Genomic DNA, 25,240 nt, shown 5'->3' on the forward strand with positions numbered 1-25,240 from the left:
ATAACGTAGCATAAAGACCAAACATACGCTGCCCTTTGGGTTCTTTCTAGGGGCGATTGACTCTTTGTTGCTCGGTTTTTACTTAGCCCACTAGGTTACAAACCCTGCGCCGCGATTAAATCGCCCCTAGATTGAACAAATTTCAATCCATAAAGTTCAACACGCCCTCGTTTTATACCCTCAAAACGGATATCAAAACCGTTTAGGTTACTAATGAGTTCATATGCTTCATCTATATTTAACACACAAAGTTGCAGCATTAAGTTTTCAGCAAACGTTTTATTATAATAACGCTGTAAAAAGAACGTACATTCGCCAAAAGTACACACGCATAAAACATTTGAGGCATCTTCAATCTTAAATCCAAGCGCTTTATAAAAGCGCTGAGATTGCTCATAATTTTTACAGGGAATAAAAATTCTAATATCATCAACTTGCATAAATCTTCCTTAATTAGCTCAGTACGCTTTTATCAATAATTCCTTTATTTACCAACTGCTGCAAAATAGCTTGGGATTTTGCTCTGCATGCATCACGTAGTAAACGAACCGCTGGGGTTATTGACTGCCTACTTGGGCAAATAAGCCAAAGTTCACCATTAACATGTTGATAATCTTGCATTACAGTAACCACCCTGTCATTGAGTAAATCATCGGCTATATCAAGGGCTGATTTTACAGCCAAGCCTTTACCCGCAACGCACCAGCGCCTTACTAAATCGCCATCGTTTGAGGCGCGTCTGCCATTCATTTTAACTTTATATTTTGACTCACCATCGGTGAATTCCCACGTATTATTTATAATATCCTGCAACTGATAAAACAAACCTTGATGCGATGCTAAATCATCAGGATGCACGGGAGTTCCGTTTTGTAAGAGATATTCGTCAGTTGCACATAACAAGCGCGGTACGTTACAAATTTTGAATCCATAAACGCTAGCATCATTAGGCGAGCCATAACGAAGCGCTATATCAACTGAGTCACGGTAAAAGTCGATATTACTATCACTTATATGCGTTCTTAAACTTAGCTTTGGATAAGTGTCCATGAGTTCATCAATCCATGGGATCACTAAGTTACGGCCTAAGTCAGATGAAAGGGCAACGCGCAACTCCCCTTCAATTTCGTCATGCTCACCTTTTAGATTTTGCTTTGCAAGCTCAAGTACAGCTAAAGCCTGCTCACATTGTGGTATGTAGCGCTCCCCAGCAGCCGATAACCTTAAATGACGTGTTGTACGAACAAATAGCTCACTACCAAGGGCGGCCTCAACACGTTTAATAGCAGCGCTTGCTGTGGCTGTACGCATATCTAACTTAGCAGCTGCGAGCGTAATACTTCTAAACTCAGCTACTTTTAAAATAAGTTTTAAATCTTCTATGTTCATATTATCTATTTTTATTTGATAATGATTCAACAATTATGCGGTTTATCTATATTAAAGCAAGGTCTACTATATATCCATCAGCTAGCCAAAGCATGGCTTGCACCTTATATGTAAACAAATTAGGACACTTATTATGAAAGCCATTGGTTATAAAAAATCTCTTCCTGTTTCTAATCCTGAATCGTTAATTGATGTTGAATTACCACAGCCAGTTGCAACAGGTCGCGATTTATTAATTAAAGTTAAAGCTATTGCGGTTAACCCAGCAGATTACAAAGTGCGTGCATCTATGCCCCCTGCTGATGGTGAAGTAAAAGTTATTGGTTGGGATGCCGTTGGTGAAGTGGTTGCAACAGGTGAAGCTGTAACGGCATTTAAACCGGGCGATGCTGTTTACTACGCAGGTGATATTACCCGCCCAGGTAGTAATGCAGAATTTCAATTAGTGGATGAGCGCATTGTAGGGTTCAAACCACAAAGCTTAAACGATGCTGAAGCTGCTGCATTACCCCTTACTGCAATAACAGCGTACGAATTATTATTTGAGCATTTAAACATTGTAAAACAAGCAGCTGATTCAACAACAAAATCAGACGAAGTTATTTTAGTAACAGGTGCCGCAGGCGGCGTTGGTTCTATTTTATTCAGCTTGCTAAAGCGATTACTGGCGCAACGGTGATTGACACTGCATCGCGTGAAAGCTCACAAGCATGGGTTAAAAAACTAGGCGCAGATTATGTCGTTGATCATACAAAACCATTACCCGCTCAAATTGACGCATTAAACATTGGCTCGGTAACACATGTAGCAAGTCTGCACAGTACTGATACTTACTTTGAAGCGTATACAGAGGTACTTGCACCATTTGGTAAAATTGCAATGATTGACGACCCTGAGTCACTAGACGTTAGTAAATTAAAAATGAAGAGTTTATCTCTACATTGGGAATTTATGTTTGCCCGCTCAATGTTTAATGCCAAAGATTTAATTGAGCAAAGTAAGTTATTAAATCATGTTGCTGAGTTAATTGATCAGGGCCATATTCAAACAACGATTGGTAAAAATTTAGGCATTATAAATGCGGCTAACCTGCGTATTGCACACGCAGAACTTGAAGAAAGTCGCTCTATTGGCAAAATAGTGTTGGAAGGTTTTTAATTCCATAAATACTAGGGGCTGTTGATCTTTGTTTGAATTTTGTGCGTAAGCGGTAATCTCGTATAATTTACTTCGCCAAAAACAAACCTTACGAGATTACCATGCCCCGATTAATGCTCACTGATAAGTTGTGGTCGAAGCTAAAATCAATTTTGCTTGAAGATAGAGTTTATAACAAGCTTGAACACAGACAAACGATGGAAGGAATTTTATATCGCTTACGTGTTGGTTGCCCATGGCGTGACCTCCCTGAGTGTTTTGGTTTATGGAATACTATTTACCGCCGATTTCTACTTTGGTCTAAAAAAGGAATATTAATAAGGTTGTTCAAATCATTATCCGCCAATAGTGACACTGAGTGGGAATTCATTGATGGCAGTTATGTTAAAGCACATCAACACAGTACAGGTGCTGCGTCTCAACAAGAACAAGCGATAGCATTAAGTCGTGGCGGTAATACAAGTAAAATTCATTTAGCTGTTGATAGTTATGGCTTACCAATTGAATTTATTATTACAGGCGGCGATGTTCATGATAGTAAAGTGGCAAATGAACTGATTGAATTATTGCCCCAAGGCGATTTTGTTATCGCAGACAAAGGCTATGATAGTGAAGTCATTAGAAATAAGGTTCGAGAGAGAAACTCAAGCCCAGTGATCCCTAGAAAGAAAAACTCAAAAACAGGTAATGGTGATATTGATTGGTGCTTATATAAATATAGGCATTTAGTTGAAAATGCCTTTGCAAGGCTAAAGCACTTCCGTGCTATAGCGACAAGGTACGATAAATTGAAATTACAGTTTGAGAGTATGTTAGCGCTGGCATGTGCAATGATTTGGCTACCAATGTGAAAGATCAACAGCCCCTAAATACGCGCTGCCTGAATTAATTGAAGGCACCAATGTAATTGGTGTCTTCAGCCAATATTTCGGGGTGGCTATGGCTGTATTTATATTTATTAAAGAAACTATTACCTAATAATATTTGATAATGATTCAACCATGTACCTGTTTATCATATTGTAATAACCCACTACTATCCGTACCTAGCTATATTGATAGACTTTACTCTACGTAGGTATCAATTGAATTAAATAAGTAGAGTGATTTAAAAACACGATATTATTTTTGTAATAAATTTTTAAAAGGGTTTGTTTTTACTAAAACTGACTCAACATAGTAAATACTGGTAAAACACCTAGGGCAAGATCACGAACTTTACCTTGACTTAAAAGTATGATCTTATACTCCTTTTTTAAGGAGCATCCCCATGCCTAACATTCAGCTATTTAAATATTTCGAATCAATCGACGACCCTCGCCAACAAGGTAAAGTTGTTCATAAACTATTTATATCATATTCTTAGCTGTTAGCGCTGTTGTATCAGGCTGTCAGGGCTGGGAAGAGATTGAAGATTTTGGTCATGATAGACTAGATTGGCTCAGAAAATATGCTCTTCTTGAACAAGGGATCCCTCGCCATGACACAATTGCTCGTGTAATGAGCCGTATTGACATGACGCAATTCCAAGATTCCTTTTCTTCTTGGATGAAAGCCTGCTCCAAATTAACTCAAGGCGGTGTAGTTGCTATTGACGGTAAACGATTGAAAGGTTCATTTAATCAATCAGATAGACGCGATGCACTTTATATGATCAGTGCATTTGCATGCGAAAATGGTGTTGTTTTGGCACAATGCCCTGTTGATAAAAAGTCGAATGAAATAAAAGCGTTGCCAGAGCTGCTTGAATTATTAGAGATAAAAGGCTGCTTAGTAACGATTGACGCTATGGGGTGTCAAAAATCAATTGCAAAAAAAATAGTTGGTAAAGAAGCCGATTACTTACTTGCGGTAAAAGCAAACCATAAAAAGCTACTGTCACAAATAGAAGATGTGTTATTACCTGAGGTAGCACAACAAGCATCTGATGGGCTCTTGTTTAACGAAGCCGATTATCAAAAAAATAGAGAAGAATTTAGGTGCTGTGCAGTGAGCCATAACGTGAGCGGTTTATCAGAAACGATACACTGGGAAGGTGCAAAAACAGTGGGTGTTATTGTTTCTTATAGAAAAGAAAAAGGTAAATTAAGCAATGAGTTATGCTATAGATACTATATTAGTTCAGCGAATTTAACAGCGGAAGAACTCGCGAGAGGAGCACGACAACATTGGCAAATAGAAAATGGATTACATTGGCGTTTAGATGTAGGATTTAAAGAAGATGAGTGTCGAATTAGGCGCGAAGGTGCAGCACCTGTATTTGCGGGGCTGAGACACATCGCATTTAATCAGCTAAAAGCAGAAAAAAGCTTTAGTAAAGGCATGCCCGCAAAACAGAAAAAAGCTATGCGCAGTACAGCCTACCTTGAAAAGGTATTGAACGCATAGACTTTTTTCATGCTCTTGCCCTGGTAAAACACCTACTCAATGGAGAAACTAATGACTCACCCTATTATTAATGACTTAGAAAAGCGTTACACAGCAAAACGTTACGATGCAAAGAAACGTGTATCTCAAGACGATTTAGCCGTTATTTACGAAGCTATGCGCCTATCTCCATCATCTATTAACTCGCAGCCTTGGAAATTCATCGTAATTGAATCAGATGAGGCTAAAGAGCGTATGCATAGTACATTTGCTAATAAATTTGCGTTTAACCAGCCACATATTAAAACAGCTTCGCATATAATATTATTCGCTCACAATCCTAAATATACTCGCGATGACTACGCACAAGTTATTGATGCAGATATTAAAAATGGCCGTACTAAAGCAGAAAATCGCGAACAAGCTTTTGGTGCTTATGCGTTTGTTGATATGAATACTGATGAGCAAGGCGTTAATGAAGAGTGGACTAAAGCACAAACTTACATTGCACTGGGTAACACTATGCATGCCGCTGCACGTTTAGGCATTGATTCAACTCCAATGGAAGGCGTAGATGCCGAGCTGATTGGCGAAGTCTTTGAAAAAGAACTTGATGGTTACGTATGCGACGTCGCATTAGTACTTGGCTATCATGATAGCGCTGAAGATTATAATGCTAAATTACCTAAATCTCGCTTAGCAAAAGAGCAAGTTATTCAGGTTTTATAAGTAATACGTTATAAACTTAAATGATAACAATATTAAAAAACCACTTATTTAAATAAGTGGTTTTTTTGCTTGAAAGCAGTTTAACTTACTTTGCGCTGTGCAGCCTGAATATATTGCACTAAATCTTCAATAGAAACCACAGTCATATTATGTTTATTAGCATAATCACTCACCTCAGGTAAGCGCGCCATAGAACCATCAGGATTTGTTAGTTCGCAAATTACGCCAAATGGTTTTAAGCCAGCAAGTTGCATTAAATCAACGGATGCTTCGGTATGACCACGACGCACTAATACGCCACCCGTTTGTGCTTTTAAACCAAATACATGCCCAGGGCGCGATAAATCACTTGGTTTGGCGTTATCGGCTGTCGCTGCTTTTATAGTAGTTACTCTATCAGCAGCAGACACACCTGTTGTTACGCCATGCTTAGCTTCAATAGTGACTGTATAAGCGGTGTTATTTTGACTCGTATTGTTAGCTACCATTTGCGGTAAGTCGAGCTGTTTAATGCGCTCCTCCCCCATGCATAAGCAAACAATGCCGCTGCCTTCGCGGATCATTTCGGCCATTTGAGAAGTCGTTAGGTGCTCAGCTGAAAAAACAAAGTCGCCTTCATTTTCACGGTTTTCATCATCAACAACAAGTACGCCTTGGCCTTGCTGTAGTGCAGTGATTGCGCTTTGTACGCGGGTATGGCTTTCGCCGAATTGAGTAAGTAGAGACTGAATCATCATTATATTCCAAATAAAAATAATAGATTCAGGACTGTGAAAGGATCAGTAATACATCACTTAAATTTAAAGCGATCACTACCAAAATAGCTTAAATAAAATAACAAAAAGCACGCAGCAAAATGCAGCGCACACTGTTATACCAATAACATTAAATTAGTGACTAATTATAGCGCAAAGAAAAATAGCTCACTTAACGCGATACAACGGTCATGTCTTTAATAAAATTGGTTTTAGTATAATAAGCCATATTCTCTTTCATCCGGACTGTAACCGTCGGCTCTGGCATCTCACCAGATCTGCTTGACCTTTACTTAACCTAAAATAAGTTAAATAAAGCGCTCGCGGGCTCGTTTAAGTCATAAAAAACATTAAACATACCGCCGGTGGGGAATTTCACCCCGCCCTGAGAATTTACAGTAAGCATTAGCACTTGCTGTAGGCATATTATACGCTTGTATTTATTTGTTTTTCAAAACTAAATACAATAAAAACTACGAAAGTTGAATATTTAACGGTGCGCGATCTACTATACCTTCGTTTATATCAGCAACTAGCGTACAGGTAGCACCATTGACCAAATTTAAGTTAGGTTGAACGTGCCCTATATCGGCATCAAAAATTACAGGAAATAAACACCCACCTAGCGCAACATCAAGCGCATGGCGATAATCAAAGGCATCGTAATGACCTTGTGTTATTTCACTTCGCCCTAAAACCAAGCCATTGATATCATCAAATATGCCGGCTAATTTCAATGACAGTAAAAATCGTGCAACGGTTGTTGGTGTAAGTTCTGAGTTTTCGAGGTATAAAATAAGCCCTTCGGGCGCACTGTCCTTTTTAAACTCATGCAGCGCTAAAAATGGCGAGTCAAGCAATAAACCTACGGTATCTAAACACCCACCAAATAACCGACCAGACATTTCTATGGTACGTTTATCTGTGTAGTTTAAACATTGCCAATTTGTGGGCTCACTCGGGCTGAGTAATTCGTTCGGGTTTTGCGCGTAATCAGGCTTATTTTTTTGATATAAAGAAGAAGGACCTTGCTCAAATTTACTACCGGCTTCGTAGGTCAGAGTTTCAAATATTTGTAAGCTATACGGATTTTTTTCATCTGGATGTAACTGCATAAGATTAGCGCTGTGAAGGGTTGCCCATTGGCACTTAGCTGTTAATGCACATGCAATAGTACTCACATCAGAAAAACCATTAGCTGCTGAGCATGCGCTTTTGCGTTAAGCTGTTCACGTGGTTTGTTTTGACGTAAAAACTCCCCTTCAACAACATCATACCCTCGTTGTTTTAGTTCATTTATAACAATGTCTAATCGAGCATGGTATTTTTCTTTAAGACCTGATGAAAGCGAGCAAATTGCTATTTTTGATCCTACTTTCAAAGGCGCTGGGTAAAGTATATTAGCCATTGATTGTTTCTTTTAATGAAGTGATTATGTACCTATATCACCATGCTTACTCTTTATGCAATATGAACACTCTTATTAGTATAGTGATTTATTTAATGCATAAAAAAACCGATGTAATTACATCGGTTTTTATTTAAAACGTTAAAGTGAGTTATGCGTTAAAGATACTCAACTTCAATGATTTCGTACTCAACGATACCTTTTGGCGTTTGGATAGACACTGCGTCGTCCATTTGTTTACCAATTAAGCCACGTGCAATCGGTGAGTTAACAGAAATTAAGTTGTTTTTAATATCTGCTTCATCATCGCCTACAATACGGTATTTTACTTCAGCATCAGTATCTACATTTACTATAGTTACTGTGGTGCCAAAAATAACTTTGCCCGTATTTGGCATTTTAGTTACGTCGATTATCTGAACATTTGAAAGCTTCGCTTCAATTTCTTGAATTCGACCTTCACAAAAACCCTGTTGCTCACGTGCAGCGTGGTACTCAGCGTTTTCTTTTAAGTCACCGTGTTCACGCGCAACAGCAATGTCGGCGATAATTTTTGGACGGGTAACTGTTTTTAATTCGTTAAGCTCTTTGCGCAGTAAATCTGCGCCACGAACTGTCATCGGAATTGATTGCATACTTTTCTCACTTAACACCAAGGCCCTAGTTGGCCTTGGCACATTTCCTTAGTTCAATCGCAGGTGTAGCTCTTGAACTGACGTTACTTTACTACGGTCATCTGCTTTGTTAGCAGTACAGTTAGCAAAAGCCGCGTTCAAGGTTGTCGTATAGTTGGTTTTATTTTGCAATGCACCACGACGTAACACCTTCGAATCTTCGATCGCTTGGCGACCTTCGGTGGTATTAACGATATAGCTGTACTCTTTATTCTTGATATAATCAAGAATATGCGGGCGCCCTTCATATACTTTGTTTACACGTCGTACTTCAATGCCAGCTTCTTCAAGAGCGTGTGCCGTGCCACCCGTTGCGTCAAGTTCAAAACCTAAGTCGGTCATAATCTTGGCTAATTCAACAATGCGTGGCTTATCGCTATTACGAACAGATAATAACGCGCGACCACCGCGTGGTAAAGTGTTGCTTGCACCTAATTGTGCTTTTGCGAATGCTTCGGCGAAAGTATCACCAACACCCATCACTTCGCCTGTTGAACGCATCTCAGGACCACGGATTGGATCCACACCCTGAAACTTAGCAAATGGTAAAACAACTTCTTTGACGCTGTAGTAAGGAGGGATCACTTCTTTAGTAATACCTTGGCTTGCTAAAGACTGACCCGCCATACAACGAGCAGCTACTTTTGCAAGCGCTACACCGGTAGCTTTAGATACAAACGGTACCGTACGTGCGGCACGCGGGTTGACTTCAATTAAGTACACTTTGCCATCTTTTACGGCAAACTGTGTATTCATCAAACCTACAACACCAAGCTCAAGCGCCATGTCGGTTACTTGCTTGCGCATTACGTCTTGCACTTCTTGTGATAAAGAATGCGCAGGTAATGAACAGGCTGAGTCACCCGAGTGAACACCCGCTTGCTCAATGTGCTCCATGATACCGCCGATGATTACTTGCTCGCCGTCGCAAATTGCGTCAACGTCAACTTCAATCGCATTATCTAAGAAACGGTCCAGTAATACAGGTGCTTCGTTTGATGCTTGTACCGCTTCGGTCATGTAGCGACGTAAATCATCTTCGTCGTATACAATTTCCATTGCACGACCGCCTAGTACATACGACGGGCGTACAACTAATGGGAAGCCAATCTCAACTGATTTAAGTAGTGCTTCTTCAGTTGAAGTTACTGTTGCGTTTTCTGGCTGAAGTAAATTTAAACGCTCAACAAGTTGTTGGAAGCGTTCGCGGTCCTCTGCACGGTCAATCGCATCTGGTGAAGTACCTATTACTGGCACACCATTAGCTTCAAGCTCACGTGCTAATTTAAGTGGTGTTTGACCACCGTACTGCACGATAACGCCTTTAGGCTTTTCAACACGTACAATTTCAAGTACGTCTTCAAGTGTAATTGGTTCGAAGTATAATCTGTCTGATGTATCGTAATCGGTAGATACTGTTTCAGGGTTACAGTTAACCATAATGGTTTCATAGCCGTCTTCGCGAAGCGCAAGCGAGGCATGTACACAACAGTAATCAAATTCAATACCTTGGCCGATACGGTTAGGCCCGCCACCAATAACCATGATTTTGTCTTTATCTGTTGGGTTTGCTTCACACTCTTCATCGTAAGATGAGTACATGTAAGCTGTGTCTGAGCTAAATTCTGCGGCGCACGTATCAACACGCTTGTATACTGGCACGATGTTTAATAAGTGACGTTTTTTACGAATTTCAGCTTCAGATACACCAGCAATTTCAGCTATACGTGGATCTGCGAAACCTTTGCGTTTAAGTTTACGTAGGAAGTCGGCATTTAAACCAGCCATACCTACTTCACCAATTTTTGCTTCGTCTTTTAAAATGTCTTCTATTTGTACTAAGAACCAGCGGTTAACCTTAGTCAGCTCGTAAACATCATCAACGCTCATACCGTGGCGCATTGCATCGGCAATGTACCAAATACGCTCAGCACCTGGTTCGCGTAATTCGCGGATGATTTTTTCTTTCGCTTTAGGGTCATCAAGTGCAACTATTGGGTTAAAACCTGTTGCGCCCACTTCAAGACCACGTAATGCTTTGTGTAATGATTCTTGTTGGTTACGACCAATCGCCATTACTTCGCCAACAGATTTCATTTGCGTAGTTAAACGATCGTTCGCACCGGCAAATTTTTCAAAGTTAAAGCGAGGAATTTTTGTTACAACGTAATCAATTGAAGGCTCAAAAGATGCTGGAGTTTTACCGCCAGTAATATCGTTTTGAAGCTCATCAAGCGTGTATCCTACTGCTAGCTTTGCAGCAATTTTAGCAATTGGGAAACCCGTTGCTTTTGATGCAAGTGCAGATGAGCGTGATACGCGTGGGTTCATCTCAATGATAACCATACGGCCATCTTCAGGATTAATACCAAACTGCACGTTAGAACCGCCAGTTTCTACACCAATTTCACGTAATACCGCCATAGAGGCGTTACGCATAATTTGGTATTCTTTGTCGGTTAGCGTTTGCGCTGGTGCAACGGTGATTGAATCGCCAGTGTGAACACCCATAGGGTCAAAGTTTTCAATGGTACAAACAATAATACAGTTATCGTTTTTATCACGTACAACTTCTGTTTCGTACTCTTTCCAACCAATCAGTGATTCATCAATCAATAATTCGTTTGTTGGCGATAAGTCTAAACCGCGCTCACAAATTTCTTCAAACTCTTCCATGTTGTAAGCAACACCGCCACCGGTGCCACCCATGGTGAAAGAAGGACGAATGATACATGGCAAGCCAATGCGGGTCATTGTATCTTTTGCTTCTTCCATTGTGTGAGCAATCTCAGCACGTGGACATTCAAGACCAATGTTTTTCATTGCTACGTCAAAGCGTTCACGGTTTTCTGCTTTGTCGATTGCATCAGCCGTTGCGCCAATTAGCTCAACGCCATGCTTAGCCAATACACCGTGCTTGTCTAAATCAAGTGCACAGTTTAATGCTGTTTGACCACCCATTGTAGGCAGTACTGCATCAGGCTTTTCTTTTTCAATAATTTTTTCTACCACTTCCCAGTGAATTGGTTCGATGTAGGTAGCATCAGCCATTTCAGGGTCGGTCATGATAGTTGCAGGGTTTGAGTTAACTAATATAACTCTATAGCCTTCTTCTCTAAGTGCTTTACACGCTTGAGCACCAGAGTAGTCAAATTCACAAGCTTGACCAATTACAATTGGGCCTGCGCCTAAGATAAGAATGCTTTTTATGTCGGTACGTTTTGGCATTATTACTCCAGTTAAATTAGTGTTTACGCGCTTGCATCAAATCGATGAAGTGGTCAAATAATGGTGCTGCATCGTGTGGACCTGGACTTGCTTCAGGGTGACCCTGGAAGCTAAACGCAGGTTTATCTGTACGATGAATACCTTGAAGCGTTCCATCAAATAACGATTTATGCGTGGCACGAAGCGTACTTGGTAGGCTTGATTCTTGAGCTGCAAAACCATGGTTTTGAGCTGTGATCATAACTACATTACGGTCTAGGTCTTTAACTGGGTGGTTACCACCGTGGTGGCCAAATTTCATTTTTTCTGTTTTAGCACCTGAGGCAAGGGCTAATAACTGATGACCTAAACAGATACCAAAAATAGGTGTGTCGGTTTCTAAAAAGGCTTGAATGGCTTCAATAGCGTAAGTACATGGCTCAGGGTCACCAGGGCCATTAGATAGGAAGATACCATCAGGGTTTAAAGCAAGTACGTCAGCGGCTGAAGTTTGCGCTGGTACTACTGTAAGTTTACAACCACGGTCTACAAGCATACGTAAGATATTACGTTTTACACCGAAGTCGTAGGCAACAACATGAAACTTTTCATCAGCAGCGTCAAGGGTTTTAAATCCTTCACCTAATGTCCAGCTTGATTCGCGCCACTCAAAATTTTCCTTGGTTGAGACAACTTTTGCTAAATCCATGCCTTTTAAACCTGGGAAGGCTTGCGCGGCTTGTAACGCTTTATTTTCGTCTAGCTCGTCACCGGCAACAATACACCCGTTTTGTGCGCCTTTATCACGCAAAATTCGAGTTAGCTTTCTGGTGTCGATGTCCGCAATACCTAAAATATTACGTTCTTTTAAGTAATCATCTAACGATTGCTCGTTACGAAAGTTACTTGCTAGCAGTGGCAAATCACGGATCACTAGGCCTTTAGCCCAAATTTGATTCGCTTCTTCGTCTTCGCTGTTGGTACCCGTATTACCGATATGTGGGTACGTCAAAGTTACGATTTGTTCCGCGTATGATGGATCAGTCAAAATTTCTTGATAACCAGTCATAGACGTATTGAATACCACTTCACCGACTGACATGCCGTCAGCGCCGATTGCAGTACCGCGAAACACTGTGCCGTCTTCTAGGACTAACAGAGCGGATTTAGTCAAGTTAAACCTCCTAACAGTAAAAAACGGGAGTAAGCAATTGCTTAACACCCCGCCAATACCCAGAGGGATCGTCAAAACCAGATTTTTGTGAGCTTAAATTGTTTTACGCAGTCTTAAATGATGCAGATGTAAAGCATTCAACCTTCAATCATTTTTCTTGCCTAAAACTATTTTCATTCCCACTGAAACCCTGGATTTACTAGCCACTTGGGTATAATTGGAAACACGCATTTAGTAATTTTTGGCAAATTGGCTGCATATTACATGAAGTTGCTATTTAGGTCTAACATTATTTGGTTAATTGTTACAAATAAGTCACTGTAGGTGAAATTAGACCCAAACAGTTAAAATAGTAACTAAACTACTTAAGATCTAGCACATCTTGCATATCATAAAGTCCAGCAGGTTTGTTTTTCAACCAGCTTGCAGCCCTTATAGCACCTAGAGCGAATGTCATTCTCGAACTTGCTTTATGTGTTAATTCAAGCCTTTCGCCCATTGTAGCGAAGTATGCGGTATGTTCACCTACTATATCGCCCCCTCTTAGGACAGAATAACCAATCTCATTTTGAGATTTAGCTGTTTCTACTTGGCTTCGGTCATATACCGCAACCTCGTCGTGATCCCAGCCTTTCGCTTGCGCGATTGACTCACCTATTGCCAGTGCGGTACCCGATGGTGCATCTATTTTATGACGGTGGTGCGCTTCAAATATTTCGATATCTAAATCGTCACCAAACTTAGTCGCTGCAGTTTGCACAAGGTTGAGTAATACATTGACACCTACGCTGTAATTTCGCGCAAATACAATAGGGATATGTTTAGCAGCATCGTGTAATAGCGCCATATCATCATTTGTTAAACCTGTTGTACCAATAACCATAGGAATTTTTTGTGCTACAGCGGTTTTTAAATGGTTTTTCATACCAGCGGGAAGCGTAAAGTCGATTAAAACATCTACATCATCTATTGTACTTTCGTCGCTAAAGCTAACACTGCTGTCGGCTGCGCTATTTACTTGATTTACATTAATGCTTAATAGCGATGAACTGCTTCGAACATATGCACCTGTAAGTTGTGTTTGTTCTTTAATTGTCGCGGCTTCTAATAGAGCTAAGCCCATTCTACCGTTAGCACCAAAAACACCTATTCGATTTGTAGTCATGGTTTTTACCTAATTTAATTTGAATCCGTTTATTAGCTATATATCCGGACATTGCAAAATACGCAGGTGGGTATTTTTATGCAGTTGGATAAATATTAATCGCTGAAAATCGCGTTGCTTTATAGATATTATCTAAAAGTCATGCAATAGTCAGGTGACCTTTTAATTTAATAATAATAACAATACCAGTTTACTTTAGCCATCTATACATTTAAACTTCTCTTTCGCGTCGATTTGGTCTTTGGCTTGCGGACGCTGCGGCTAACAACTTTTTAAAATAAAAAGTTGTACTGCTAAATTCAGCTAAAAGAGGAGTTTTGGCTGTGATAAATTTTACTGGTTATGAGGATTATGATGCAGCCATCATTTAATAAAAACAAAGCAATACTTTCTTTACTTCCCCTACTTACCTTTGTAGCGCTATTTTTAGGCTCAGGTTTGTATTTGCAATCGCAAGGGGTTGATTATGCTTTTTACCAACTACCCGCACCTGTTGCTATATTGCCCGCCATCATGCTTGCGTTTATTTTAAATAAAGGCACGGTAAACCAATGTGTAGAAACCTTTATTAAAGGTGCCGGACACAACAATATTATTACCATGTGTTTAATATACTTACTTGCGGGTGCTTTTTCTGCCGTTGCCAGTGCAACCGGTGGTGTAGATGCGGTAGTAAATGCAGGCTTATCGCTTATTCCACCTTCGTTGTTACTCCCTGGTTTATTTTTAATTGCAGCGGTTGTATCAACAGCAATGGGTACGTCAATGGGTACGATTGGCGCCATTGGCCCTATCGCTTATGCGGTATCAATTAAAACAGGTATAGATCCAGCATTAATGGCCGGTACGATTGTATCTGGCGCTATGTTTGGCGATAACTTATCTATTATTTCAGACACCACTATTGCAGCTACGCGCACGCAGGGCTGTGAAATGAAAGACAAGTTTAAAGAGAATCTTAAAATTGCTGTCCCTGCTGCAATACTGACTATTGGCTTATTGTTTTATTTAACACCTGCTGCTCAAGTTGTTGAAACCAAGGATTACGATATTTGGTTAGTGCTTCCGTATGCCTTTATTTTAGTGCTAGCAGTTGCTGGCTTGAACGTCTTTGTAGTGTTGTTTAGCGGTATTATTTTTGCCGCATTAATGGGCTTTACAGGAAGTTATGAAGGCGCAAGCTTTGTAAAAGACATTTACAAAGGCTTTACCGATATGCAGGAAATATTTTTACTATCAATGTTTATTGGTGGCTTATCTGAATTTATTCGTATTAATGGTGGCCTTGATTACATTGCTCAAAAAATTCAAGCAATTACTAAAATCATTGCAAAATGGCACCGTAAAGTGGCAGATCAATTAGGTATCGCTGCGTTAGTTTTAACAAGTAATGTCTGTATTGCCAATAACACCGTATCTATTATTGTGGCCGGACCTATTGCTAAAAAGCTTGCTGATGATGGTGAAATAAGCGGTAAACGCTCTGCAAGTTTGCTAGATATTTTTGCTTGTGTAACGCAGGGTTCTTTACCATACGGCGCACAAGCATTGTTACTTGGCGCTACGTTTAAAATAAGCCCTTGGGAAGTATCAACGTCTTCTTATTACTGCTTTATTTTAGCATTTACAGCCATTGCAGTTATTTGCTTACGCCGTAATAAAGCATAGTTTAAACACCGACACTATGTTGCAGCTTAATAAGTAAGCTGCAACATATGTTAAAATAATACTCTACATATCAATCACTTTTGCTATAATGCGCGCCTTCGCGTGTCACTAAAATTATAGTTAAATACAGATATGAAATTTAAAAAATTACTTCCTCTCGTTACTTTTACATCAATTGCTTTATCGTCTTCTGCTTTTGCGGCTAATTGGAGCAGCACAGCACTACATATTAATAATGGCGACCAAAAAAACCCATTCACTGAGCAAGAGTCAAACACCACTGTTTACTCGGTTCAACATGCATCGGGTTACGATTACGGCGATAACTTCTTTTTTATCGATTACAGTAAAGACGATACCGATGATGGTTACCAAGATGCTGATTTTTATGGTGAGTGGTATTCAACGGTAAGCTTATCGGCCATTAGCGGCGAAAAAATTGGCGCAGGCGCATTATTAGATGTGGGCCTTACCGGTGGTATTAACGTTGCTGGCGACGCTAAAGTAATGAAATACTTGCCTGGTGTTAAATTAAGCTGGGATGTACCTGGGTTTAACTTTTTTCAAACGCTGTTCACAGCCTACATTGACGATAGTGAAGGTGTAGCAAAAGGCGGGGCTCCTATTGAAACAAATAGCTGGATGCTTGATGTTGCCTTTGAATACCCTTTTAATATTGGCTCACAAAAATTTAGCTTTAAAGGCCACGCTGAATACATTGCAGAGCGTGAAGATGAATTTGGTAACGATGTAGAGGCGTGGATACTCGCACAGCCTATTTTAGTATGGGATATGGGCCACGCTCTTCAAATGAAAGAAAACACACTACTGTTGGGTATGGAATTACAATACTGGCACAATAAACTAGGTACTGAAGTCACTGAGTCAGTGCCACAAATCCATATTGAGTGGACGTTTTAAGCTTTAACGATACTCGTTTTACCCTACATTAATAAGCGAAGCTCTATTTTAGCTTCGCTTTTTTCATCTCCAAATTAAACAACGTTGAGCATGACAAAGCCTCAATTGAATAGTACTTAATGTTTGGTTACTATAATGAATTGTTCTGAGTTTTATATATTAGAGCTCATATTATTTGTCCTTAATTGGAGTAACCAAATGTCGTCGATTAAAGTTATTTGCTTTTCTACTTTATTGTTACAGACATTGATCAGACCAATTTCAAAAATTTCGATTTAATTTAAACGCTTAATTCTCTTTAATTTGATAAAATAACATCTCAACTTTGAGGTGTATATGAATCTAAAAATCAAACGGTTAGACCATCACGGTATTGTTTCAGGTGTTATAGAAGACTTAAAAATTGTCAGCCTTTTAGATCAATACTTACCTCAAGACGATAAACAAGAAATCACCCCCGGTGAAGCTGTAAAAGGCATGATCATGAATGGACTCGGTTTTGCCAATCGACCTTTATCACTCAGCCCTCAATTTTTTACTAACTTGCCTCTTGAACATTTATTTCGTGAAGGGGTTCAAGCATCACATTTTAATCGTCACAAACTTGGTAGAACTCTCGATCAATGCTTCGAGTTTGGCTGTGAAAGCTTATTTTCATTAGTCTCCGGACAAGCATGTGAAATAGAACAAGTTGATAAAACCTTTGAATCACTTGATACAACGAGTCACTCACTGACAGGTGAATATGCTTTTGATGATGGAGATAGTGATGAAAACGTCATTAAAATTACTCATGGCTATAGCAAGGCTCACCGTCCTGATTTAAAACAAGTCGTACAAGAAATCATTGTTAGCCAAGATGGTGGGATCCCGCTTGCATGTAAAAACTGGGATGGTAACAGCGCAGACACCGCTATTTTTAAAGCGCGAAGTAAGGCGCTTGTTGACGAGTTCAAAAAAAGCCAAGCTCCTAAATACCTTGTGGCAGACTGTAAACTTTATCATAAAAGTAATGCTGAGTTTTTAACCAAAATTCAATTTCTCACGCTAGTACCTTCAACAATTTCTCTTGAAAAATCCTCTATAAGTACAGCCATAGCAGCCAACCAATGGGTTAATATTGATGATAACTATCAATATGTTGTTGAAGAGATTGAGCATATGGGGATAAAGCAAAGATGGATGATTATTTATTCAAAAGCAGCTAATAGCCGAGCACAAAAAAGCATTGTTCGACAAGTTGAGCGAGCACACACAGGCATCAAAAAAGACCTCTTCCATTTACAAGCTCAACGTTTCGCTTGTCAAACTGACGCACAACGCGCATTAGATAAATTAGCGAAAAAGATGAAGCATCATCAAATAGCGACTCAGCAATTTATTAAGCATAAAGTCTATGAAGGTAAAGGGCGACCTAAAAAAGATGCGCCAGTAAAAAATATTGAATGGCAAATCACGGCAGAAATTGAAGAAAACGAAAGCGCAATAAAACAGATTGTAGAACAAAAGTCATGCTTCGTATTAGCAACGAATATTGATAAAGAAGCCCTTTCACCAGTAGGTTTACTTAAGCATTACAAAGCACAATCTGAAGTAGAAAAAGGGTTTAGGTTTTTAAAAGACCCCTTGTTTTTTGTTTCATCATTATTTATCAAAAAGCCAAGTAGAATAGATGCTCTGTTGATGGTGATGACACTTTCATTGTTAGTTTATTCAATCGCGCAAAGACGAATGAGAGCGAATATGAAAAAAGAAAAAGCCACGATAGCGAATCAAATCAATAAAGAAATATCTAACCCAACATTACGTTGGGTCTTTCAGTGTTTTGAGGGAATTAATCTACTCCAGCAAGGCGACAAAATCAGCTTGGATGGTTTTGATGAGTTCAGGGAAAAGATAATAAGGCTCATTGGTGGACATGCGTTGCATTTATATAAAATCCAAAAAGTTGCCTAGGGGTCTGATCAATGCCTGTTGTTATTAACAAACAATGCATTAGCGAGCACAACGCAAGATACCTCTTCACTTTCTTATGATGCACTTTTAAGCAGTTATCAGTACGACTTTAAAGTAAATTACTTTAACATTGAGTCACAAAAACAGTCTCTTAAAATGGCCTATATTTACTTAAAGCTTACCAAATCCGACATGCCTACAGTGACGCTTATGCATGGCAAAAACTTTAATGCAGATTACTGGACTACCACTGCGCAATACCTGCAATCTTTAGGTTATGGGGTATTAATTCCAGATCAAATTGGTTTTGGTAAGTCGTCTAAGCCAACTAATTACCAGTATTCATTTGCGGCTCTTGCTCATCATACTCATGCGTTAATGGACTCACTTGATATAAAAGAGTCGATTGTATTAGGGCACTCAATGGGTGGAATGCTAGCGAGTCGTTTTGCATTAATGTATCCAAATACAACTAAAAAGCTAATTTTATTAAACCCTATTGGGCTTGAAAACTACTTGCAGTATGTTGATTACAAAGATACAAATTTTTTCTATAAAAACGAGTTTTCAAAAACGCCGGAAGGCGTAAGAAAATATCAACAAAAAAATTACTACGATGGTAAGTGGAATGCCACATATTCAGCCTTAACCGACTTTATAACAGGGCAAATACAAGGGCCAGATAAAGAACAAATGGCATGGGTGAATGCAAAAACATACGATATGATTTTCACTCAACCTGTAATAACCGAGTTTAAAGATTTAACTATGCCGGTTAAATTAATTATAGGTACGCGGGATAGAACCGGCCCTGCCCGTAACTGGAAAAAAGAGGGTGTTAATTACGAGCTTGGTCGATATGATAAATTAGGCAAACACGCTGCAACACTTATCCCTGACGCACAATTATTCGAGCTGGATAACTTAGGGCATCTGCCGCACATTGAAGATTTCGAACGCTTTAAAAATATATTTAAACAAGCACTTTATGCTGAATAACCACGCTTAAAAACTAAAATAAAACCCCTGTAGGTAAAATACTTACAGGGGTTTTATTTTAATTACGCATTAATACTAAACGTACACTACTTCAAATAGTAAAGCGCTTAACTACAGTGTGCACTGTGGGTTTTTACCCTGTGCTTTAGCAGTACTTTGCTCACTAAGTGCTTTGCTCATTTGCGCTTGTAAGTTTTTAATACGGTTACTTGGCGCTGGGTGAGTTGATAAAAACTCAGGTGTTGTACCACTACCTGCCGCACTCATATTTTGCCAAAGGGTTACTGACTCTTGTGGGTTAAAGCCAGCCTCAGCCATTAAATCTAAACCAATAGTATCGGCTTCTGATTCGTGCGAGCGGCTAAATGGCAAAACAACACCATACTGTGCGCCCAAACCTAAGCCTTGCATAATTTCGTTACGATATTGAATGTTACCCATTTCAAGTGCCGCACTACCAAGTTGCATACCTGTATCTAAAATAGAGCTTTGTGAAACACGCTCATTTGAATGCTCAGCAATTACGTGGCCTACTTCGTGCCCTAGTACTGTTGCTAATTGGTCTTGATTAGTAGCAATTTTTAATAAGCCAGTATGAACGCCAATGTAACCACCTGGTAATGCAAAAGCATTAGCAGATTCATCTTCAAATACAACCACTTCCCAATTTTGCGAAGCGTATTCTTTTGGTAATACAGCCACTACTTTTTCAGCAATGCAATTTACATATGCATTTGTTTTTGCATCTTTATTAATTGGTTGGTTTTTTTTCATATCAGCAAAACTAGCAGTGCCCATTTCACTCATTTGTTGGTCTGAATAAAGCGCTATTTGTGTGCGTCCTGTTGGCGACGTTTTACAACCAGCCAAAACGGCTGTCGCTAATACTGCAAGTACTAGTTTTTTCATGGTAATTCTCTTAAGCAATTAATTTTTTATTGCTTGTAGAATAGCAAACACAGTACCAATTTAAAATATTTGCTTTATATAGCGCTATATTAACAAGATGCGATAAGACGATAAACTTAGCAGGCGAACTAAGTTTATCCAAATACAATGCCCTGTTACACTACAGTCCTTGTTTTTAGTGATTGTTGAGTTTACACATGGACGCCTCAGCCTCGTCTTTTAATACCCGTATTTTATTGCCTTTATTAGCCAGTATTGTGGCGATTACGCCATTGGCTATTGATATGTATTTGCCCGCCATGCTGGTAATTGCAAACGATTTACACACTAATATGCCAAATGTACAAATATCGTTGAGTATTTACTTAGCAGGTTATTCATTGGGGATGTTATTTTTTGGCCCGATTGCCGATCAAATTGGCCGCCGTAAGCTCGCCCGTTTTGGCTTAACCCTATTTGGCGCAAGCTCACTTGCACTTGCATTTACCACCGAAATCCATGCCTTTTGGACTCTTCGAGCAGTACAAGCATTTACAGGAGCTGCAGCAACGGTAGTAGTACCGGGTATTATTCGCCATATTTATCAGCAAAACACAGCTAAAGGAATGTCGTATGTATCGATGATCATGATGGTAGCACCGTTAGTTGCCCCCTCAGTTGGCTCGTTTATTTTAGGGTTTTCTGTTTGGTCAACCATATTCTTGGTGCTTGCTGGATATAGCTTTTTAATATTAGCGTTTGTACAAGTATATCTAATCGATATTCCTATTCACAAAAATGAAAAAAAGGGTCTCGCTTTATTTTTTGATAGCTATAAAACAGTGCTCAGTAATAAAGATGCACGTCCCGACATACTCAGTTCTATGTTTGTATCATTTGGATTTTTTTGCTTTTTAACCTCAGTACCTTTTATATATTTAGATTTATATGAAGTGTCAGAACAATTATTTGGTGTATTATTTGCCTTTAATGTAATGGCGCTGATGTTTGGTAACTTTTTAAATACGCGAATTGTACCAAGGCTGGGCTCTCGAAAGATGCTCTATATTGGACTTGTATGTGGGTTTGTATCGGGGCTTGCGCTATTAACATTTAGCTTATTGCATTTATCACTTTATTATATTGTGGCTGCTATTGCGCCATTAATGATGAGTTTAGGCGTCACAGCAAGTAATGCTGACTCGTTAATTTTAATGAAGTTTGAAAAAAACACTGGCACGGCAACCGCCGTAATTGGCACTCTTCGTTTTGGTAGTGGCGCATTAGTTGGCCCCTTACTCGCTATTATGCATGCAAAAAGCGCAGTGCCATTTTCAAGCTTAATGTTTAGTGCCGTGTTACTCACTATGCTCGTACAGTTAATTCACTATAAAAAAGACAAAAAAAATGCCTCAATATGAGGCATTTTTTAAAACTAATAATTCAATTAAGCATCAGCAGCTTTAGAAACCATAACCATTGCAGGGCGTAATAAACGACCATTCAATGTGTAACCTTTTTGCATAACAGCAAGTACTGTATTAGGTGTTACATCGTTACTTGGTTGAATTGACATTGCTTGATGAAAATCTGGATTAAACATCTCACCTTGTGGGTTTACAATTTCAACACCAAATTTAGAAACAGCGTCATTGAAGCTCTTAACCGTCATATCGATACCTTCAAGCAACGGCTTTAAAGTCTCATTTTCTTTATCAGAAAATTCAATAGCACGTTCAAGGTTATCAATTACAGGTAGTAATTCGTTAGCAAATTTTTCTAGTGCAAATTTATGCGCTTTTTCTACATCTTGTGCTGCACGACGACGAATATTATCTACGTCTGCTGCTGCGCGAACAACACCATCTTTTTGATCAGCAATAGTTTGCTTAGCGGCCTCAAGCTCTGCATATAACATCGCAATTTCTGCTTCAGGGCTTTGCTCTTGTTCTGCATGTTGATCAGCGGCTTCTACTGCTGCTTCTACATCAGCCTGCATTTTAGAAATTTCTTCGTTTAATTCTACTTCTTGCTCAGGGTTTTGTGTCTGCTCAGACATAAAATACGTGCTCCAATTCTTTTCAACTGGGGTAATTATGGGGATTGAATAAAAAGATTCAAGAGTTAGATGTCTCAATTAATTTAAATTCTTGAATTATTTCTTCAATTTGCGCTGATTTAGGGCAAATTATACAAAAGCGGCTTTGGTATTCTTGATTTTGAAAGTACGGGACACTTATTACAATCAATTCATCGCACTCAGTAAAAGGTAATTTTTCGCTATTAAGTACCGATAACCCATTTTTAAAAGCGAGCTTATCTTCTACATAATTTAAAAATGAGACACCAATATTTAAGCTTTGTTCACAATCAATTTGTTTGTAAAGGTAATTTTCGCCAACAACAATACTGTTATCTGAGCCTAATTTTTGGCTTAGTTGTCGCGTCCATTGATTAAGCGAATCGTGACAATTTCGAGGCGCGGTATTAGCCATAGCTTGCATACGGTATAAACCTTCCATCAAGGTTTGTTGACTAAAGACGGTGTTTAACCACGTTGCAAACTGATAACGAACAGAGTCTGACGAATCATGAGGCTTATCAATACAAATATTATGGCTCTGCCCTGCTCTGTCTATTAATAAAATAAGCCAGTCGGTAGAATCAAAATCAAGTACCTCTACTCTAAATACTTGCTGCGAGCTGGCTTGTGGCAAACCCACACAACAACACACCTGATATTTTTGGCTCAAACCATGAGCAAGTTCAACGAGTTGTGATTGCTCTGGTTGCCAATAATTAGCAATATCAGCGAGTGGAAAGAACTCGTCAAACCAATAATCAAACCCCTCATTTGTAGGCACACGGCCTGCAGATGTATGAGGTGAATACAATAAGCCCACTTTTTCTAAGCGAGCCATCGCATTACGTACCGTAGCCGAACACACAGCCATGCCTTTAAGCTTAGCAATTTTTGTTGATGGGACGGGTAACCCCTCACCATTACAGTACATGTTCATAACAGCTGAAAAAATTTGCTGATCTCGTGGATTTAATTTCATGTTATCTACATCTTGTTGCATGTCTGATATATCGGGGCATTTACAGTTATTTCAAGTCACATAGTATGCTGGTAGCTAATAAAACTAAATTAATTACCTAGGTAAGTTAATCATACCAATTTAAGCTAAGATCTGTATTTTCAAACACTTCTCTTTTGGGTTACTCTACAAACATTCAAACTTATAGTGTACACATTATGGATTCTCCTTTTAAAACCATTGGCCTTATTGGTAAACCAAACCACCCTGGTGCAGCCGCAACACTACAACGTCTGCATACATTTTTACTTGCACTTAGTTTTGAGGTTATCGTAGAAAAACGCACTGGTGGCCAGTTAGTTGATGTACCCACAGATAAACTAGTTAAGTTAGTCAACTTAGGGGAGCTGGCTGATTTGGCTATTGTCGTTGGAGGTGACGGTAACATGTTGGGCGCAGCACGTGTTTTAGCTCGTTTCAACGTAGCAGTAATCGGTGTTAACAGGGGGAACCTTGGGTTCTTAACTGATTTAAACCCTGAAGGTTTTGAACCAAGTTTAGAACAAGTTTTAAGTGGTGATTTTATTGAAGAAAATCGCTTTTTACTTGAAGTAGAGGTATACCGCCACAACGAATTAAAAAGCGCTAATTCTGCGGTCAATGAAGCCGTGCTTCATGCCGATAAAGTTGCACATATGATTGAGTTTGAAGCCTTTATTAATAAAGATTTTGTATTTTCACAGCGCTCGGATGGCTTAATTGTATCAACACCAACAGGCTCAACGGCGTATTCACTTTCAGGTGGTGGACCTATTTTGACACCAGAGCTTAATGCTATTTCGTTAGTACCTATGTTCCCACATACATTATCGAGCAGACCATTAGTCGTTGATGCTGATAACGAAGTACGCTTGAAGCTAAGCCTAGAAAATACAGATAGCCTACAGGTAAGTTGCGACAGCCATGTTGTGCTTGCTGTTTTACCTGGCGATGAGGTTGTCATTAAGAAAGCAGATAAAAAACTGCGTTTAATTCATCCAAAAAATTATTCTTACTACAACGTTTTACGTACTAAATTAAATTGGGGTAGTCGTTTATACTAATTTTATTGCCAAGTGTAAGACTTTAGAGCAAAATATCGCAAAATAAAAAATAATATTATTAGGAACTATAGCAAATGACGTATGTTGTATTTTTTTCACTTTTGTTATTAATTACGCTACTAGGTAGCTATTTAATAGTTGAAAATAATCGTCGTATAGCAAGCGAAACCAAGAAGAGAATTTTTAATGATCGAGTTTCAAAAATTAGTACACGTTTGAAAAGCAAACTAAATGAATTGTTGGATGTTAAGGTAATACGCCCGAAACACGTTCCTAGAGTCCAGGCAATTGTTAGTAATTTTTTTGTAGTACAAGCATATAATGATGACAATTTACAAAAATTAGAAGATGTAACTGATTTACTCGTCAGCACTTTATCTAACGAATTAAATAAAACTTATCAAACTAATTCGGCTAAAAGTTTAATTGATAACTTACAGCACTTTATAGCTGAGCTACCTCATCAAGGTATTTTATATAACAAAGCTTTTTATGACACTCAACTACCTTCGTTAATATTTACTATCCAAACAGAAGACATCCATCAACACATTGATAAAAAAGAAGAAGTTGAATTTTTGCAACAAGAAACTAATGACTCTCCTATTAACGAAGAGGCAAGTGTTGCTTAAATACTAA

At 39.0% G+C, this 25,240-nt stretch carries 20 protein-coding genes, 2 pseudogenes and 1 riboswitch; of the genes and pseudogenes, 11 read left to right on the forward strand and 11 right to left on the reverse strand.

Features of this window, described 5'->3' with window-relative positions; all coding sequences use genetic code 11:
• Window positions 1-95 precede the first annotated feature (95 nt).
• Together AC0VZ4_RS12345 and AC0VZ4_RS12350 are read right to left on the reverse strand one after the other, a co-directional pair.
• The gene (locus AC0VZ4_RS12345; RefSeq protein ID WP_475439818.1) at window positions 96-440 is read right to left on the reverse strand and encodes a VOC family protein; all 345 of its coding nucleotides are present in this window, start codon (window positions 438-440) and stop codon (window positions 96-98) included.
• Window positions 441-453: 13 nt separating this feature from the next.
• Window positions 454-1,389, reverse strand: coding sequence for a LysR family transcriptional regulator (locus tag AC0VZ4_RS12350; RefSeq protein WP_475439819.1), 936 nt, complete (start codon window positions 1,387-1,389; stop codon window positions 454-456).
• A gap of 133 nt (window positions 1,390-1,522) precedes the next feature.
• On the opposite strand from AC0VZ4_RS12350, the pseudogene AC0VZ4_RS12355 reads away from it, so the two are divergent.
• The 4 genes and pseudogenes from AC0VZ4_RS12355 (at window position 1,523) to AC0VZ4_RS12370 (ending at window position 5,642) form a co-directional block, all read left to right on the forward strand.
• Window positions 1,523-2,547 (forward strand): annotated as a pseudogene (locus tag AC0VZ4_RS12355) (zinc-binding alcohol dehydrogenase family protein).
• 101 nt (window positions 2,548-2,648) lie between these two features.
• Window positions 2,649-3,398 (forward strand): IS5 family transposase, encoded by a 750-nt coding sequence (locus tag AC0VZ4_RS12360; RefSeq protein WP_475439649.1) that lies wholly within the window; start codon window positions 2,649-2,651, stop codon window positions 3,396-3,398.
• A 555-nt stretch (window positions 3,399-3,953) separates the two neighbouring features.
• A complete protein-coding gene (locus AC0VZ4_RS12365; protein WP_475441653.1) occupies window positions 3,954-4,934 on the forward strand; it encodes an ISAs1 family transposase in 981 nt (326 codons plus the stop codon).
• A 51-nt stretch (window positions 4,935-4,985) separates the two neighbouring features.
• Window positions 4,986-5,642 (forward strand): nitroreductase family protein, encoded by a 657-nt coding sequence (locus tag AC0VZ4_RS12370; protein ID WP_475439820.1) that lies wholly within the window; start codon window positions 4,986-4,988, stop codon window positions 5,640-5,642.
• Window positions 5,643-5,722: 80 nt separating this feature from the next.
• On the opposite strand, the gene ribB is transcribed toward AC0VZ4_RS12370, so the two are convergent.
• The 6 genes and pseudogenes from ribB to dapB form a co-directional block, all read right to left on the reverse strand.
• Window positions 5,723-6,376 (reverse strand): 3,4-dihydroxy-2-butanone-4-phosphate synthase, encoded by a 654-nt coding sequence (gene ribB, locus AC0VZ4_RS12375; RefSeq protein ID WP_008134744.1) that lies wholly within the window; start codon window positions 6,374-6,376, stop codon window positions 5,723-5,725.
• Between the two features lie 246 nt (window positions 6,377-6,622).
• Window positions 6,623-6,794: riboswitch (FMN riboswitch) on the reverse strand.
• Between the two features lie 76 nt (window positions 6,795-6,870).
• A pseudogene (locus AC0VZ4_RS12380) lies at window positions 6,871-7,805 on the reverse strand (S66 family peptidase).
• 158 nt (window positions 7,806-7,963) lie between these two features.
• On the reverse strand, window positions 7,964-8,440 hold the full coding sequence (gene greA / locus AC0VZ4_RS12385) for a transcription elongation factor GreA (RefSeq protein ID WP_342863608.1): 477 nt from the start codon (window positions 8,438-8,440) through the stop codon (window positions 7,964-7,966).
• Between the two features lie 48 nt (window positions 8,441-8,488).
• Window positions 8,489-11,707: a carbamoyl-phosphate synthase large subunit gene (gene carB, locus AC0VZ4_RS12390; RefSeq protein ID WP_033037722.1), complete on the reverse strand. Its 3,219-nt coding sequence runs from the start codon at window positions 11,705-11,707 to the stop codon at window positions 8,489-8,491.
• Between the two features lie 16 nt (window positions 11,708-11,723).
• A complete protein-coding gene (carA, locus tag AC0VZ4_RS12395) occupies window positions 11,724-12,860 on the reverse strand; it encodes a glutamine-hydrolyzing carbamoyl-phosphate synthase small subunit (protein WP_004335400.1) in 1,137 nt (378 codons plus the stop codon).
• Window positions 12,861-13,221: 361 nt separating this feature from the next.
• Complete coding sequence (dapB, locus tag AC0VZ4_RS12400) at window positions 13,222-14,025, reverse strand: 4-hydroxy-tetrahydrodipicolinate reductase (protein ID WP_475439821.1); 804 nt, start codon at window positions 14,023-14,025, stop codon at window positions 13,222-13,224.
• A 354-nt stretch (window positions 14,026-14,379) separates the two neighbouring features.
• Here dapB and AC0VZ4_RS12405 point away from each other — a divergent pair, with 354 nt between their 5' ends.
• The 4 genes from AC0VZ4_RS12405 to AC0VZ4_RS12420 all read left to right on the forward strand — a co-directional run bounded on the left by AC0VZ4_RS12405 (window position 14,380) and on the right by AC0VZ4_RS12420 (window position 19,569).
• Window positions 14,380-15,693, forward strand: coding sequence for a Na+/H+ antiporter NhaC family protein (locus tag AC0VZ4_RS12405; protein WP_182769608.1), 1,314 nt, complete (start codon window positions 14,380-14,382; stop codon window positions 15,691-15,693).
• A 132-nt stretch (window positions 15,694-15,825) separates the two neighbouring features.
• On the forward strand, window positions 15,826-16,614 hold the full coding sequence (locus AC0VZ4_RS12410) for a nucleoside-binding protein (RefSeq protein WP_149602436.1): 789 nt from the start codon (window positions 15,826-15,828) through the stop codon (window positions 16,612-16,614).
• Between the two features lie 336 nt (window positions 16,615-16,950).
• Window positions 16,951-18,570, forward strand: coding sequence for an IS1634 family transposase (locus AC0VZ4_RS12415; RefSeq protein WP_475439728.1), 1,620 nt, complete (start codon window positions 16,951-16,953; stop codon window positions 18,568-18,570).
• Window positions 18,571-18,585: 15 nt separating this feature from the next.
• Window positions 18,586-19,569, forward strand: a complete 984-nt coding sequence (locus tag AC0VZ4_RS12420; RefSeq protein WP_475441654.1) for an alpha/beta fold hydrolase — start codon at window positions 18,586-18,588, stop codon at window positions 19,567-19,569.
• A 111-nt stretch (window positions 19,570-19,680) separates the two neighbouring features.
• On the opposite strand, the gene AC0VZ4_RS12425 is transcribed toward AC0VZ4_RS12420, so the two are convergent.
• Entirely contained in the window at window positions 19,681-20,478 is a 798-nt protein-coding gene (locus AC0VZ4_RS12425) for a M48 family metallopeptidase (protein WP_008134732.1), read from the reverse strand.
• A gap of 197 nt (window positions 20,479-20,675) precedes the next feature.
• Between AC0VZ4_RS12425 and AC0VZ4_RS12430 the strand changes: the two genes are divergently transcribed.
• The gene (locus tag AC0VZ4_RS12430; RefSeq protein ID WP_475439822.1) at window positions 20,676-21,878 is read left to right on the forward strand and encodes a Bcr/CflA family efflux MFS transporter; all 1,203 of its coding nucleotides are present in this window, start codon (window positions 20,676-20,678) and stop codon (window positions 21,876-21,878) included.
• A gap of 26 nt (window positions 21,879-21,904) precedes the next feature.
• Here the strand turns inward: AC0VZ4_RS12430 and grpE are convergent, their stop codons facing one another.
• On the reverse strand, window positions 21,905-22,516 hold the full coding sequence (grpE, locus tag AC0VZ4_RS12435) for a nucleotide exchange factor GrpE (protein WP_033028721.1): 612 nt from the start codon (window positions 22,514-22,516) through the stop codon (window positions 21,905-21,907).
• A 58-nt stretch (window positions 22,517-22,574) separates the two neighbouring features.
• On the reverse strand, window positions 22,575-23,540 hold the full coding sequence (locus tag AC0VZ4_RS12440) for a hypothetical protein (protein WP_007375834.1): 966 nt from the start codon (window positions 23,538-23,540) through the stop codon (window positions 22,575-22,577).
• Window positions 23,541-23,716: 176 nt separating this feature from the next.
• On the opposite strand from AC0VZ4_RS12440, the gene nadK reads away from it, so the two are divergent.
• Both nadK and AC0VZ4_RS12450 read left to right on the forward strand, forming a co-directional pair.
• On the forward strand, window positions 23,717-24,601 hold the full coding sequence (nadK, locus tag AC0VZ4_RS12445; protein WP_475439823.1) for an NAD(+) kinase: 885 nt from the start codon (window positions 23,717-23,719) through the stop codon (window positions 24,599-24,601).
• 74 nt (window positions 24,602-24,675) lie between these two features.
• On the forward strand, window positions 24,676-25,233 hold the full coding sequence (locus tag AC0VZ4_RS12450; protein ID WP_096792855.1) for a hypothetical protein: 558 nt from the start codon (window positions 24,676-24,678) through the stop codon (window positions 25,231-25,233).
• The last annotated feature ends 7 nt before the right edge of the window (window positions 25,234-25,240 follow it).

The sequence above is a fragment of the Pseudoalteromonas sp. QJM3NY_22 genome (genome assembly GCF_056173065.1).